A 13,372-nucleotide genomic window follows, 5' to 3' on the forward strand; every position below is an offset into this window, starting at 1 on the left:
GAAGCCTTCAACAAAACAGCACTTGTGCCCCGAAGCTTCAGCAAAATTGAGCACTTGTGCCCCGAAGCCTTCAACAAAACAGCACTTGTGCCCCGAAGCCTTCAACAAAACAGCACTTGTGCCCCGAAGCTTTAGCGAAGGGGCACAAAGATACCCCAAAAAGTATTCCAAAAAAAGTTTTGTCAAAGCCGCGCCATCCGTTACATTTGAAACTATGACCACTCTTAATGTTATAAAAACCCATATTACATGAAATTCGGAATCATCAGGGAACGAAAAAACCCGCCCGATAGGCGCGTGGTACTCTCCCCCCAGGCGTGCCAAAACGTCATGTCCGCCCATCCAGAAGCACAAATTATCGTGGAATCCTCGCCCATTCGCGTTTTTACCGATGCCGAATATCGGGAAGCGAACGTCTCGGTAGCCGATGAAATGGCCCAATGCGAGGTGCTGCTCGGGGTAAAGGAAGTCCCCATCGAAGCCCTGCTGCCCAACAAACAGTACTTCTTCTTTTCCCATACCATAAAAAAACAACCCTATAACCGCAAACTGCTGCAGGCCATCCTCGACAAGAACATCACCCTCTACGATCATGAGGTCATCACAGACCCCAAAGGGCTGCGATTGGTCGCCTTTGGTCGCTATGCCGGTATTGTGGGCGCCTACAATGGCGTGCGGGCCTATGGCCTCAAGACCAAGGGCTTCCAGCTGCCCAAGGCCGAGACGCTCAAGGACCAAAAAGCCTTGATCCAGGCCCTTAGGAGCGTCACCATGCCTCCCATAAAGATCTTGCTTACCGGTAAGGGCCGGGTAGGGAACGGGGCCAAGGAAATGCTGGATGGCATGCAACTGCGCGAAGTAGGGGTAGAGGACTATTTGAAAGGCGAGTTTACCGAGCCCGTCTACTGCCAGATCGATGTGTCCGAATACAACCTCCGTAAGGATGGGGTAAAGGGCAATATGCAGGACTTCTTTGACAATCCGGACGCGTATAAATCCAATTTCTTCCGTTTTGCGCGGGTGACCGACTTCTATATCGCCGGACATTTTTATGGCGATGGGGCGCCCTACCTCTTTACCCGGGAGGATACCAAGCAGCCCGATTTTAAAATCCGTGTCGTAGCCGACATCAGCTGCGATATCGATGGCCCCGTGGCCACTACCCTCCGGGCTTCCACCATAGCCGATCCCATCTACGGCTATGACCCCAAGACCGAAAGCGAAACCGATTTTAACCAGCAGAATGCCATCGCCGTCATGGCGGTAGATAACCTCCCCGCCGAACTGCCCCGCGATGCCAGCGAGGGCTTTGGGGAATCTTTCGTGAGCCAGGTGATCCCCGCTTTTTTTAATGGGGACGCCAACGGCATTCTAGAACGCGCCCGCATGACCCAAAACGGAAAACTCACCCCCCGCTACGCCTACCTGCAGGACTACGTGGACGGCAAGGAATAACAAAAAACTCCTCCCCTTGATTAAGGAAGGTGGTCCCGACCGAGCGCAGCGAGCGTCGGGGGCCGGAAGGATAAAAAAACCTCCCCTTTCTCACGCCAGGGACGTGATTCATTCCCCTCCTTACCAAGGAGGGGAGCTTTAATACCGGCCCCTTTCCAGCGCAAATCATATTTTATGGTACTACACAAAAAGCTCCTTCCCTTGATTAGGGAAGGTGGCCCCGACCGAGCGCAGTGAGCGTCGGGGGGCGGAAGGGTAGAAAAAATGAAGGTCTCAAAGGTGGCCTCGGACCAAGCGCAGCGAGTGTCTGGGACGGAAGGGTAGAAAGAAAAATGTCAAAAAGAACACACAACAAAAAGGAGAAGCAAACATTTCGAAAGGAGCTCAGAAACAATTTGACACCGGCCGAAGCCTATTTGTGGAACTATCTTAAAGGCAGACAACGGCAAGGTCGAAAATTCAGAAGACAGCACGGCATTGAAAATTTCATAGTCGACTTCTACTGTTACGAAGAAAAACTGGTGATTGAATTGGACGGAGAAGTCCATAACCATCCAGATAGGATAATTTATGACGCAAAACGGTCAAAACGGCTCATGCAACTTGGCAATACCGTGTTGAGGTTTGAAAATAAAATGGTCTTCGAAAACCTGAGCTCGGTTTTAAATAAGATTGCGGAACACTTCAATCCGCCACCACACAAAAAGGCTCCTTCCCTTGATTAGCGAAGGTGGCCCCGACCGAGCGCAGTGAGCGTCGGGGGGCGGAAGGGTAGAAAAAACCTCCCCTTTCCAACTCAAACCATCCTTTATAGTCCCACACAAAAAGGCTCCTTCCCTTGATTAGGGAAGGTGGTCCCGACCAAGCGTAGCGAGTGTCGGGAGCGGAAGGGTAGAAGAAGGGTGGGTATTCCACATCTACCTCTCAAATTTTAACAACCGAAGCCCTATATAAAGTTGTAAATAATACAGAAAATTCCTACATTTAATCAATTCGTACCAAATCCCGCTAAAGACCAAGCAATCGCCCCTTTCCCAGCCATTTTTTGGTATGGGTATGCTTTTTTATCACTCCTCATCTTAATTTCAAAACTATGAACACTATTAAAAATGCATTGATTTTGCTGGCACTGGCCTGTTTTGCCATTTCCTGTGAGCAGGATACACCTGCACAAGACGTAAACGAAACCACAACCGGGGTCCTGGAAGGCCCTTCACCCACGGAAGTGGACAAAAGTGTCTCCCTAGCGGCCAAGTCGGCCTGTGGGGGTTACCTCAGTGGTAGTTATACCACGATCAACTCCTATCACACCTATACGCCCTACAAGACCATAGATGTCAGCTGTGCGGCCCTTGGATCTACCATAAGCGTATCCGTGGTAGCCTATGACATACCCAATAGGTTTACCATCCGGGATGCCAACGGCAATTTTGTCAAATCGAGCGGTTGGATGGGAACGGCCAACTATCCCGGACCTTGGGGCTTTTCGCTCAGTACCAACAATACCAAGACGCTCACCTTTACCAAAAGCACCCAGACCTATCAGTTGCAGGTAGAGACCCAGACCCCGCCCAATTTTTCGTATAGCCCCACCTATGACAGTTGGGGGGCCACCACCAGCTGTAGCTGTTGTACCGCCCCGGGATGTACAGACGGATCCGGTTCCGGCACTTGCACCACCCCCAATAACTGTGGGGATTTTTACTCGGGCAACTACAACACGATCAACCGCTATTACACCTATCCGGATAGATTACTGAATACCAGCTGTGTTACTACCGGGAGTACCATTACAGTCTCCGTTGTGGCGCTGGATATTCCCAATCGGTTTACGGTCAAGGACGCCAGTGGGACCACAGTGGCATCCACCAGTTGGATGGGAACGGCCAATTACCCTGGACCTTGGGGCTTCTCCCTGAGTACCAACAATTCGGTTACCTTGTCGTTTGCAAAAAGCGCCTCTACAACCACCTATAAGTTGCGCGTGGAGACCCAGACCCCGCCCAATTTCTCCTATAGCCCCACTTATGATGCGTGGCAGGCCACTTTAGGCTGTACGCCCCAAAACTAGGGATATTGGTAAGAGGGAGCCGTTCCATAAACCTATGGAGCGGCTTTCTTATTTCTTGGTGTTGCCCCCTGCCGCGTGCCATCGGGCCTGGGCCACAAGGAACAGAATCCATAAAAATCCACCGAAAGCGAAAGTCATCAACCAGACCTTGGGGTCGGAAAGCGTTTGTACCATTTCACGGAGCAGTCTAAGCGGCCTCGTAAAAAGGTCCCAGGAATTAAAACGGAGGAACCTCCCCAAATAAATACCATAACCACTGAGCTGGCAAACAAAGAACATAAGATAGTGGGCCATTTTGGTCGAGTACCGCCTTACTAGGAATCGATGCATATCCAGCATGGATAGCAAACCTAGAATAAGTCCGTTCACGGCAAAAACAAAGACTAGGAACAAATCGTACCAGACCAAAGAGGAGCTTTCATTGTGCAAATGCACCAGGTCGGTAATGATATAGGGACTGTTGGGCAGGAAAAGCAGCCAGGCAGAGAAGGCCATATAAAAACGAATATGTGAATTTTGCCCCGCGTTCCTCCCTTGGATCCACCGTGTTATCAAGTAGGGGATTCCGGCCAAAAAGAGGTTCCATCCCAAAAAAACATAGAAGAGCGAATGGGTGAGGAGTATACGGAAAAGTAGCAGTGCCAACCCAAAACACAGGGACAGGGCCAAGGGCATTTCGGGACGCTTCAATACATATTTTATGGTTTTCATCGACATCTAATTTACAACAATGAGGAAGTACAAATAGGCTATGGGAAGGTTTAGCAAAAGCAGCAATAGGGCCAGAAGATGCTGCTGCAGGTCCCTGTAATGGACCAGGGCATGGAGCAAAGTGCTGACAAACATGATGGCATTTACGAGAAGGGCTATCCCCACATATATCATTCCCAGCACAAGTAGGAACTCGTTGGGTAGGACCAGGTAGGCGAACAACAGGCCACTTCCCCCTACAAAACTCCACAGTGCCATATGCACGGCCACCCGGTCCATACGATGTTTAAAATATTTCATCGGTCCGTGTTTTTGGAAAGGAACTGGTGCAAGGTGTATTCCTGCCAGCTACGGCCTGCTTCCTCCTCCTCAAAATCTAGGTACTTATTGCTGATACGCGCCCGGAGATTGGGGTTCAAACGGTGCTTCTTTTCTCGGCCGTACGTATACAACTGGGGTGCGTTGGAAGCACCAAGGTCCAACAGATAATGGATATCCGGATCTTGGAGATGGGACAGGTTGTAGGCCGTAATGGCTTTGTCCCAGGGCACGGCGCTGGCCAATACCAGAAAGGCCCATGCGGTGGCCAAATTGGTACGCAGCAAATAAACAAACCGCTTTTTTTGGGCCACTTTCAAGTAGGTGGTGACCAGGCCTACCAGGACCAGTAGAAGATAGATAAAGACCCCGATCCGTTTATAGGTGAAGCCCAAGGCCTCAATATAGCTCCAGTTCTTGTATGCCGTAAACAGTACCAGGATACCGTTGAGACCGATCCATAGATAGGCAAGTTTCTTTAACCGGCCATTGCCCTTAAAAAAGTTGAGCGCTCCCCTAAAGAAGTAAAGGATGATCAAAATGGCGCAAACTATGGAGAACATCAGCGCGTACACCCCTTGGTGCACAGATCGTGAATAATCGGCGTGACTATGGATGTCGGGCTGCAGCAAATACAGCAGATCGGTAATCAGGAAGCCAATCAGCAGGAGGTTTAAGGCGCCCAATACGATACTACCCAAGGTTTGTTCGGAATCCAATTGGTACAGTTTGTCCAGATGCAGCTTTTCCTCAGGCGCGCTCAGGTCGTTTTCCTGTGCGGTGTCCATTTTCACCAGTTCCTGTGGGTCATAGGGCCTTAGGAGGTGCAAAAACAAAAGGTAGCCCAAGCAGGTGAACAAAATCCAGGGGAAGTTGATAAAGCTGAGGTCAATTTGGGATAGGAGCCACTCAAAAATGGGGTTGCCCTTTTGATAGAGTACGCCAAAAAGACACAAGAGCGCCCCGGCAAGCACCACGCCCTTGATGCGACTTATCGCTTTGGGCGACAGTTTTTTTCTTTCGGTCTCGGGCCGTTTTTGCCTTTCCGCCAAACGGATTATGGAAGCCGTCAACATATTGATAAAACCAACAAATACGGCAACGTAAAGTGAACTTTCCCTGGCCATGGATTTTCCTACCAAAAGCAAAAATGTCAGAAGGTGGGCAAAGATGTGGAAACCCGTGGGATGGATAAAAACCATTAGGGCCGTAAAAAGATAGGCTGCGGGGTAAATCCATGGAACTGGCCGAGCAGCCTTGAGCGTGGATAGGAGTACCACCACCAAAATGGCTATGAGGACCAGGTTCAGTCCAAAGGTCTTGCTGTAAAACAGAAGACTAAAGGCCAGTGCGGTAACCAATGATTTTAAGTGTGTATGCATCGTTTGAGTTTTAAAGGATTAAAAATGTGGATTGAATTCGAGTTAAGGGCTGTTGCAACAACTTTGAAAAATCGAGCTGATGAAAGGGCAGGGCCGATTTCCCCCGGACATAAGCCCTATGGAAGGACCCTAAATGATCCGGATAGAACAGACTGCCCATCAGTACCACCGTATAGAGATAAAGGCTGCGTTTTCCATTGCCCAAAAGATAGTACTGCATCCCGATTTCCTCCGGAACCGAGGTGCCGATACCGGTAAGCACATGGAATACATCGTGACTTTCCAATTTGGGCTGCATTTCAAAACTGTGCGCCAATAGAAAGCAAGCCAGGTGGAACCCCAGACTGGTTTGGGGGTAAGTGAGCAGCTCGGGTAGGGTAACGGTCCAGAGGCGACTCCTTTTTACAAACTTCCGATACGGTCTTTTGCTAAGCTCGTATAGACTTTCCAAAATGATAGCTCTTATTTTCATAGCATAAAGTACTTTGAATTTCAAAGTAAAAGAATAAATTTTTTTATTTCCCAATAAGCTTTTCAAGTGCATCAATGTGTTTTTTAAAGGCCGTTTTTCCCGAGCGTGTGGCGGCATAACGGGTATTGGGCTTACGGCCTATAAATTGCTTCTCCACGGTGATATAGTTTACTTTTTCAAGAGCCTTGGCATGACTGGCCAAATTCCCGTCTGTAACTTCCAAAAGCTCCTTTAGCATATTAAAATCGGCATAATCGTTTACCATCAGGATCGCCATAATGCCCAAGCGTATCCTGTGGTCAAATGCCTTGTTGATGTTTTCAATTATACTCAAACCGTTTTCCTATCGTACTTAAAATGCATTACGGCTCCATATACGATGTGGAGCACACCAAAACCCAGTGCCCAAAAAAAGATTCCGTACCCTATGAATTGGGTGGCGATCAGCCCCAGGACAATATTGGCAATGCCCAGATAGCGCACATCGCCCAGCGTATACTTACTGGCATTCACACAGGCCAGACCATAGAATATGAGCGTGGCCGAAGCCACAAGGCCCACGATACCGTATTGCAATAATACCAAACAAAAAATACCCCCGGCCACCAAAGGAATAAAAAAATTAAGCACCAGTCTCTTACTAGTCATGTCCCAAATCTTTTCCCCACTGCGCTTGGCCTTCCTCATGGAGAGGACAATGCCGGTGAGCAGGGCAAGCACAATGACTCCCAAGGCAATGGACAAGAGGTCCGTTATCATACTGGGCTCCAATTTTTCATAACCCGATCGCGGAATGGCATCGTAATAATAACTTCCAGCGTTGAGCTTTAGATATGCCAAGGCCGCTCCTACCAAGGCATAGATGCCGGCCAGAATCCCCGAAAGGCCGCTTAAAGAGATAAAGCGGGATGATCGACTCATCATCGTCTTGATTTCCGAGATATCTTCCAAATAGTTTTTTGATTCCATTTTAAAGTACTTTGAAAAACAAAGTAAATAAAAATTCTTGAAACTACAAAATTAGAAAGGGGACAGGCCCAAAAAGCTCCTTCCCTTGATTAGGGGAGATGGCCCCTACCGAGCACAGCGAAGGTCTAGGGCGGAAGGGTAGAAAAAACAAAAAGCACGTTAAATTAAAATTATATTTTGTTTCCGGAATTTCCCTACAATTCACCCTGTTTATATGCCTGATTTTTTACAACTCGAAGATTATTTGGGCCCGCTTGTCGCAATTCAAAATAACAGGCTACATCATCCCCTTAAAATGCTTATATTGTATAGCTATTTCTTTAGTCGACTTATGAAATTTAACTGGATAGGTTCCAACGCCACCAAGGACGAGATCAAACGGTTCTGTATTGACCTGGAGTACGAACTTCGATCGAAGATTACTTACTTCCTAATGCTTCGGTTGGAAAACGAATGCGATGGTGATTTCTCCTGTTTTCACTTTGATGTCAATGTAGACTCCATGCAGGTGACCATTTCGGACAAGACGCCCAAGGAGTATACCAGAAAAATACAGTCCGATTTTGATTTGGAAATCAGGAGCCTTAGTTATTAGTTGACTAAATTCGCCCTTGGCGTCACAGAGCATTCCCCTATAACTTACCTACGATGAAAACCCCAGTTTTATGGTTGATCCGCACTTTGGGATATTATTTCCTTAAAACTTTTCCCACAAGGTTTGTAAATTCAAATAAAATATTGAATTTTAGAGTGCGTTAGTATTTTCAACCTATTATCTCATGTATAAACGCTATTCTATTCTTGGTCTTTTGTTCTTGTCTTTTTTAGGATATTCACAAGATGACCCTCAGGAGTTGGTGCCACCCGAAATCTTGTTCAAGAAAAACCAGCAATTCAATTTTTCGATATCACCGAATGGTCGGTTTTTTGCTGAAATGGTACGAACCAACAATCGGGAGGACTTGGTAATTATTGACATTGATGCATACAAACTACACAATAGAATTTCCTTTGGCCTCTCCGATATCAGCGACATTTATTGGATATCCAATAATCGATTAATATATGAGTCCGTAGGAGAAATATATGCCATTGATATTGATGGTACAAACAACACAAAGCTAGTAAAACGGTTAGCGGATGGCAAAAGAAAAAAGTCCTATATGTCATACGCGTCTTTAGCAAAGCGATTCCAGTACAATAACGTTTTGAATGTGCTACCTGAGGAAAAGAATGAAATTTTAATAGAAACCTTCGATTATCATGGTTATGCATCAATAAAACGAATAAATGTTTTCACTTCGGAAGAAAAGGAAATTGTCAGCGGAGCTTTTCATAAGATGAACAGGTGGATTGTAAATAGGGAAGGTAAGCCAGTCCTAGGGGTTAAATACGATGATGATGGCTGGGCATATTTTGTAGAGAATAAAGAGCTCGGAAAATGGACCGCACTGAGTCTAAAAATTGATGGAAGGCATTATCCTTTTCAAATCGATGCAAGTTCTTATTTGGACCAGAACCTTACCTTGGTAGGAGCAGGATATGAACCGGGTATAATCTACGTCGCCTCCAATGTGACCACGGATAAACGAGTTTTGCTGAAGTATGATTACGTCGAACAGAAAATCGTTGAAACCTTGGCCCAGGATGTTAATTGCGATATTTCGGATGCTGATGGCGTTGATTTAAAGCTGGTTTATGATAAAAGGAGCAAACTATTGGCCGGACTCAGATATGAGGGAATATTGCCGGAATATAAATGGGTGAATGATGAGTTTAGCGAGATTTATGCACAAATCAAGAAGAAGCATAACACACATTTTAATGATGTGTTGGATATAGACAATAAGAATGAAAGATTCTTGATAAAGCAATGGAGTGACATATATGCTGGCAACGTGGGGGTGTACGACACCCGCGACAGTACGTATAAGGTAATGTTTCACTTTAATGAGGAATTAAACAAGTTTAAGCTATCAAAAACCAGAAATATTTATGCAAAAAATCGCGAGGGGTCACCACTTCAAGGATACCTGAACCTGCCTGCAAAATACGATGTATCAAATCCTGTGCCTTTGATTACGATTCCTCATGGAGGGCCATGGGTAAGGGACTATTGGGAACTAGATCAATTTGCACAATTTTTTGCCTCTAGAGGTTATGCGGTACTAAGAATTAATTACAGAGGATCTGCGGGCTTTGGAAAGGAACATATTCTAGCAGGAGTAAAAGGATTCAATACTGTTATGATCGATGATATTGTGGATGCAACAAACTTTATTAAGGATTCTTATGCCATTGATGGTTCCAAAGTTTTCATTTTTGGGCACAGCTATGGGGGATATGCTACGTATATGAGTCTGATTCGCTATAAGAATGTTTTTAAAGCTGGAGTGGCGGTATCAGCACCGACCGATTTGAAAGAGTGGATGAAAGTTCAGAAAAAGGATGACAATTCGTTTTCCTATCAATTCTGGAAAGCAGCACTGGGTGGCAGAGACATTAAATATTTAAGCGAAATATCACCTATAAACTTTGTAGATCAGATTACCACTCCTATTATGGTTTTTCATGGAAAACATGACAACATTATCCCTGTTGATCAGGCTGAGAATATGAAAAAAAAATTTCTTCAAAAAGGCAAGGATGATGTCTTCAGCATATTGCAGAATGCTGGACATGGAATATGGGACAGTAATAGCATTGGCTATATTTTGGAGGAAACCGATGAATTTTTCAAACGAGTACCATAACATAGTCCATACAATCTTAGGACATTATTGCATGAACCCCGCCAAAGATTACATCCTAAAACAACCCGAACCCTTTAAAAGTATCTTGTTGCACTTGCAGCTGGTCATTGAACAAACGCTACCGGAGGTGGACCTCAAATACAAATGGCGTGTGCCCTTTTATTATATTGAGGGCAGGCCCTTGTGCTACCTTAACCACACCAAAGGGTATGTAGATCTGGGCTTTTGGAACTCGGCCCACCTGACAGTGCATTTGGATAGAATGACCGTTGACGGTAGAAAAATGATGCGCTCGCTGCGCTACCGAAACCTGGAGGAAATCGATGATGCGGTGCTGGCCGAAGTATTGCAGAACGCCTATGCCGTACGCAATAAAAAATTTTGGAAATAGCCTATCCCTTTTCCAATACGATCAACGAATTGTTCTGAATATCGGTAACCTCGGCAAACAGTTCCTTAAGTAGGGTATAGAGCGCTTCCGAAAAATGGGTGCGGTTTAAGGTCAGATCAAAATACAGGCTTACCTTGTCGCCTGTACTTGCACAATCAAATCTTAACAGTCCGGTCCTTTCAGGCAAGGCAAAGGTCTTTTTCTCGGGCAGCTGTTTCACGCTATACCCTTCGGGCACAAAAATATTGACGTTATAGGTATAGCTGCGTTTGTAACCAAAATCTACCGGATAGTTTCGCTCTTCAAGAATAAAGGGGTTTTTGTCAAAATATTTGATCAAAAAAGGGTCAAAGTATATGGTCTTGCCATCGACCAAATCTTCCAGTTCAAAGGCAAATCGCTCCGTAACGATGGTTTCCGTACTTCTTTTCCCCATAAAGGTGTAGTCGGTGATATAAAAATCATCTCCGATCGCCTCTTCCATGGCCTTGATATAATCCTCCTTATTGGTAGTACGTATCGCCCGCCGTTTGGCTACGGCATTATACCCCAGGTTGGAGGCATCAAAGATTCCGTTGGCGGTATTGTTTTCCAGGTCAAACTTCACCTGCGCCCGGACCACTCGCTTATTGTTCCCTGGAGCTTCAATATCCTCCCAGTAGCTATCTTTCTTAAAATCCATCACCCTACCGTAGTAGTTCAGGCACCTAAAGGGAAGCATCCCAAAAGGATTGAACTTGTCTGAAGCATCCAAATAATACACTTTGTCCGCTATGTTCACACGGGCCACCACATAATTAAAATCGGACATGATGGGGTGACTTTTGGTCGGGAGTCCGTTTTGTCGGGTGGACAGCAGCATCAGGTTGGTCTTTATGCCTCCGGCATTGAGTAGATTGATCAAGGAAATGTTGATTTCCCCAATATTGCCCTTTCGCTCGTCAAAGGCCTTTTTTACCCGAATATCGCGATAAATACCATACTTCCCGTTCCAGTTAAAGTGATCCTGCACGAAGGCATAGATGTTTTTGGCCCGGGTCAGTTCATCGGCTTCTGCGAACAGGCTTTCCGGAACGTTTTTTTCAAAAAAGCCCTTTTTGGTCATTTGTCGACCTATGTCCTTATCGTTCTTGAATTCCTTATCCACATCCTTCCAACTTTTGGTGTACTTGTCTACGGTACCGTTTAATTGGTAGAGCTCGGACAATTCAAAATCGAGTCGGGAGATGTAGTTTTCCGGGGCCAGCATAAACTCCTCTTCCTCCTTAAAGGCAGGGATGTCCTTCATGGCGTATTTGAGCACTTCGCAATCCGGATCCTTGGTAGTTCCCTCAAAATGGAGGCAATTCTTTTTTACGGAGGCATCGTTTACCGCCAATTTCAAGGAACCCACCAAACTTCTGTTATAGATGTAGTTGCCAGGTATCTTGGCATTGAATTCGCTATACAGTTTGGGTATGTGGGACTGAAAAGTCCAACCGTTCAGGTTAAAGACAAAAGGGGAAATCATTTTGTACTGATACTCCAGCACACTGCCCTTTTTTACATTGGGGAAGGCGAATTTTTTAGCTGTCCAACGCTCGTTGATCTCTTCGGTAAAGATCTGGTCCTGTCGGAGCCCGGTCCGCATGCTTCCGTTATGGGTCATTGCCCTAATGTCCTCCAACTTTTCAAAACTGTTGCTGTTATGGTAGTAGGGAATTGAAATGTTGGCCTCCTCAAAGCCCGCCTCTTCCAAAATTTTAATCTTCACATGATATTCCTTGATCAACCGAATTCGACCACCAATAATCTCAAAATAATTATCCCCCCATTCATAGAGTACTACGGCATTGGCATTTGGATCCTTGTCGTAAGTGGTGAAATTTTGCTCGGCCAGGCTAAGCGTACCAAAGGGCCGTTTGTTTTGTCCATGCAGGACGGTAAAACAGAAAAGGGCCATACAAAGGCCCGCAAACTTTAGATGTATCATATAAGGGTCAAAGGTTGATTTCTTCATCAAGTCAGCCAAATTATCGGAATTGATTCACGGTTTGGCGAAGGGCCGTTAAACGGGTCAATAGCGCTTCCAAATGGTCTAGGTGCAACATATTGGCACCGTCACTTTTGGCATTGGCGGGGTCAAAATGGGTTTCCATGAATATCCCGTCCACACCTGCGGCGATGCCCGCCTGGGCAATGGTCCCGATCATATCGGGTCGGCCGCCGGTTACACCGCTCGACTGGTTGGGCTGTTGCAGGGAATGGGTAACATCCAATACCACGGGGGCAAAGGCCTTCATAGTGGGCACCCCCCTAAAGTCGACGACCATGTCCTGATAGCCGAACATGGTACCACGATCCGTAACCATGACCTGCTCATTGCCGGAGTCGATTACCTTTCTCACGGCATGTTTCATGCTCTCCGGACTCATAAATTGTCCCTTTTTTAGGTTTACTACCTTACCTGTTCGGGCTGCGGCGATCACCAAATCGGTCTGGCGTACCAGAAAAGCAGGAATTTGGAGTACATCCACATAGGCTGCGGCCATTTCAGCATCGGCAACCTCATGGATATCGGTCACTGTAGGGACCTCAAAGGTATCGGATACTTTTTTCAGGATCTTCAGGGCCTTTTCGTTCCCAATGCCTGTAAAGGAGTCCACCCGGCTCCGATTGGCTTTTTTAAAACTACCCTTGAATATATAGGGAATAGACAGCTTATCCGTAATGGATACAATGCGCTCTGCAATCCGAAGTGCCATGTCTTCTCCTTCAATGGCACAGGGGCCGGAAAGCAGAAAGAAATTATTGCTGTTGGGGTGTTTTATTCGCGGAATAAGGTCCAATTTCATAGGTTCAAAACTTTCG

Annotated in this window: 14 protein-coding genes; 6 read left to right on the forward strand and 8 right to left on the reverse strand. The window is 46.1% G+C overall.

Annotated features, from left to right (window positions below; all coding sequences use genetic code 11):
• The first annotated feature begins 249 nt into the window (after positions 1–249).
• The 3 genes from ACRD67_RS11915 to ACRD67_RS11925 all read left to right on the forward strand — a co-directional run bounded on the left by ACRD67_RS11915 (position 250) and on the right by ACRD67_RS11925 (position 3,526).
• Positions 250–1,455 (forward strand): NAD(P)-dependent oxidoreductase, encoded by a 1,206-nt coding sequence (locus ACRD67_RS11915; RefSeq protein WP_430967376.1) that lies wholly within the window; start codon positions 250–252, stop codon positions 1,453–1,455.
• Positions 1,456–1,787: 332 nt separating this feature from the next.
• Positions 1,788–2,180 (forward strand): endonuclease domain-containing protein, encoded by a 393-nt coding sequence (locus ACRD67_RS11920; protein WP_430967377.1) that lies wholly within the window; start codon positions 1,788–1,790, stop codon positions 2,178–2,180.
• Positions 2,181–2,548: 368 nt separating this feature from the next.
• Positions 2,549–3,526, forward strand: a complete 978-nt coding sequence (locus tag ACRD67_RS11925; protein WP_430967378.1) for a hypothetical protein — start codon at positions 2,549–2,551, stop codon at positions 3,524–3,526.
• A 48-nt stretch (positions 3,527–3,574) separates the two neighbouring features.
• On the opposite strand, the gene ACRD67_RS11930 is transcribed toward ACRD67_RS11925, so the two are convergent.
• The 6 genes from ACRD67_RS11930 to ACRD67_RS11955 are packed head-to-tail and all read right to left on the reverse strand — an operon-like array spanning position 3,575 to position 7,378.
• Complete coding sequence (locus ACRD67_RS11930; protein ID WP_430967379.1) at positions 3,575–4,237, reverse strand: DUF1361 domain-containing protein; 663 nt, start codon at positions 4,235–4,237, stop codon at positions 3,575–3,577.
• Between the two features lie 6 nt (positions 4,238–4,243).
• The gene (locus tag ACRD67_RS11935) at positions 4,244–4,537 is read right to left on the reverse strand and encodes a hypothetical protein (RefSeq protein WP_430967380.1); all 294 of its coding nucleotides are present in this window, start codon (positions 4,535–4,537) and stop codon (positions 4,244–4,246) included.
• Positions 4,534–5,937 (reverse strand): DUF4153 domain-containing protein, encoded by a 1,404-nt coding sequence (locus tag ACRD67_RS11940; RefSeq protein WP_430967381.1) that lies wholly within the window; start codon positions 5,935–5,937, stop codon positions 4,534–4,536. The genes ACRD67_RS11935 and ACRD67_RS11940 overlap by 4 nt, the downstream gene beginning before the upstream one ends.
• Before the next feature lie 10 nt (positions 5,938–5,947).
• Positions 5,948–6,409 (reverse strand): hypothetical protein, encoded by a 462-nt coding sequence (locus ACRD67_RS11945; RefSeq protein ID WP_430967382.1) that lies wholly within the window; start codon positions 6,407–6,409, stop codon positions 5,948–5,950.
• A gap of 43 nt (positions 6,410–6,452) precedes the next feature.
• Positions 6,453–6,743, reverse strand: coding sequence for a winged helix-turn-helix domain-containing protein (locus ACRD67_RS11950; protein ID WP_430967383.1), 291 nt, complete (start codon positions 6,741–6,743; stop codon positions 6,453–6,455).
• Positions 6,740–7,378 (reverse strand): hypothetical protein, encoded by a 639-nt coding sequence (locus tag ACRD67_RS11955; RefSeq protein ID WP_430967384.1) that lies wholly within the window; start codon positions 7,376–7,378, stop codon positions 6,740–6,742. Before ACRD67_RS11955 ends, ACRD67_RS11950 begins: the two co-directional genes overlap by 4 nt.
• A 295-nt stretch (positions 7,379–7,673) precedes the next feature.
• Between ACRD67_RS11955 and ACRD67_RS11960 the strand changes: the two genes are divergently transcribed.
• The 3 genes from ACRD67_RS11960 (at position 7,674) to ACRD67_RS11970 (ending at position 10,522) form a co-directional block, all read left to right on the forward strand.
• Positions 7,674–7,973, forward strand: a complete 300-nt coding sequence (locus ACRD67_RS11960) for a hypothetical protein (RefSeq protein ID WP_430967385.1) — start codon at positions 7,674–7,676, stop codon at positions 7,971–7,973.
• 184 nt (positions 7,974–8,157) lie between these two features.
• On the forward strand, positions 8,158–10,131 hold the full coding sequence (locus ACRD67_RS11965) for an alpha/beta hydrolase family protein (protein ID WP_430967386.1): 1,974 nt from the start codon (positions 8,158–8,160) through the stop codon (positions 10,129–10,131).
• A 31-nt stretch (positions 10,132–10,162) separates the two neighbouring features.
• A complete protein-coding gene (locus ACRD67_RS11970; protein WP_430967387.1) occupies positions 10,163–10,522 on the forward strand; it encodes a DUF1801 domain-containing protein in 360 nt (119 codons plus the stop codon).
• 1 nt (position 10,523) lies between these two features.
• Here ACRD67_RS11970 and ACRD67_RS11975 read toward each other — a convergent pair whose 3' ends face one another.
• Positions 10,524–12,521, reverse strand: a complete 1,998-nt coding sequence (locus tag ACRD67_RS11975) for a DUF3858 domain-containing protein (RefSeq protein ID WP_430967388.1) — start codon at positions 12,519–12,521, stop codon at positions 10,524–10,526.
• 13 nt (positions 12,522–12,534) lie between these two features.
• Positions 12,535–13,356, reverse strand: coding sequence for a 3-deoxy-8-phosphooctulonate synthase (kdsA, locus tag ACRD67_RS11980; RefSeq protein ID WP_430967389.1), 822 nt, complete (start codon positions 13,354–13,356; stop codon positions 12,535–12,537).
• Positions 13,357–13,372: the final 16 nt, after the last annotated feature.

This window comes from Eudoraea algarum (assembly GCF_050589645.1).
In the GTDB taxonomy this organism is placed as follows: domain Bacteria; phylum Bacteroidota; class Bacteroidia; order Flavobacteriales; family Flavobacteriaceae; genus JBNGOQ01.

What these genes read in the sequence shown, in the direction of transcription:
- ACRD67_RS11915 (WP_430967376.1), top strand. Translation starts at nt 250, where the DNA reads ATGAAATTCGGAATCATCAGGGAACGAAAAAACCCGCCCGATAGGCGC.
- ACRD67_RS11920 (WP_430967377.1), top strand. Translation starts at nt 1,788, where the DNA reads ATGTCAAAAAGAACACACAACAAAAAGGAGAAGCAAACATTTCGAAAG.
- ACRD67_RS11925 (WP_430967378.1), top strand. Translation starts at nt 2,549, where the DNA reads ATGAACACTATTAAAAATGCATTGATTTTGCTGGCACTGGCCTGTTTT.
- ACRD67_RS11930 (WP_430967379.1), bottom strand. Translation starts at nt 4,237, where the DNA reads ATGAAAACCATAAAATATGTATTGAAGCGTCCCGAAATGCCCTTGGCC.
- ACRD67_RS11935 (WP_430967380.1), bottom strand. Translation starts at nt 4,537, where the DNA reads ATGAAATATTTTAAACATCGTATGGACCGGGTGGCCGTGCATATGGCA.
- ACRD67_RS11940 (WP_430967381.1), bottom strand. Translation starts at nt 5,937, where the DNA reads ATGCATACACACTTAAAATCATTGGTTACCGCACTGGCCTTTAGTCTT.
- ACRD67_RS11945 (WP_430967382.1), bottom strand. Translation starts at nt 6,409, where the DNA reads ATGAAAATAAGAGCTATCATTTTGGAAAGTCTATACGAGCTTAGCAAA.
- ACRD67_RS11955 (WP_430967384.1), bottom strand. Translation starts at nt 7,378, where the DNA reads ATGGAATCAAAAAACTATTTGGAAGATATCTCGGAAATCAAGACGATG.
- ACRD67_RS11960 (WP_430967385.1), top strand. Translation starts at nt 7,674, where the DNA reads ATGCTTATATTGTATAGCTATTTCTTTAGTCGACTTATGAAATTTAAC.
- ACRD67_RS11965 (WP_430967386.1), top strand. Translation starts at nt 8,158, where the DNA reads ATGTATAAACGCTATTCTATTCTTGGTCTTTTGTTCTTGTCTTTTTTA.
- ACRD67_RS11970 (WP_430967387.1), top strand. Translation starts at nt 10,163, where the DNA reads ATGAACCCCGCCAAAGATTACATCCTAAAACAACCCGAACCCTTTAAA.
- ACRD67_RS11975 (WP_430967388.1), bottom strand. Translation starts at nt 12,521, where the DNA reads ATGAAGAAATCAACCTTTGACCCTTATATGATACATCTAAAGTTTGCG.
- kdsA (WP_430967389.1), bottom strand. Translation starts at nt 13,356, where the DNA reads ATGAAATTGGACCTTATTCCGCGAATAAAACACCCCAACAGCAATAAT.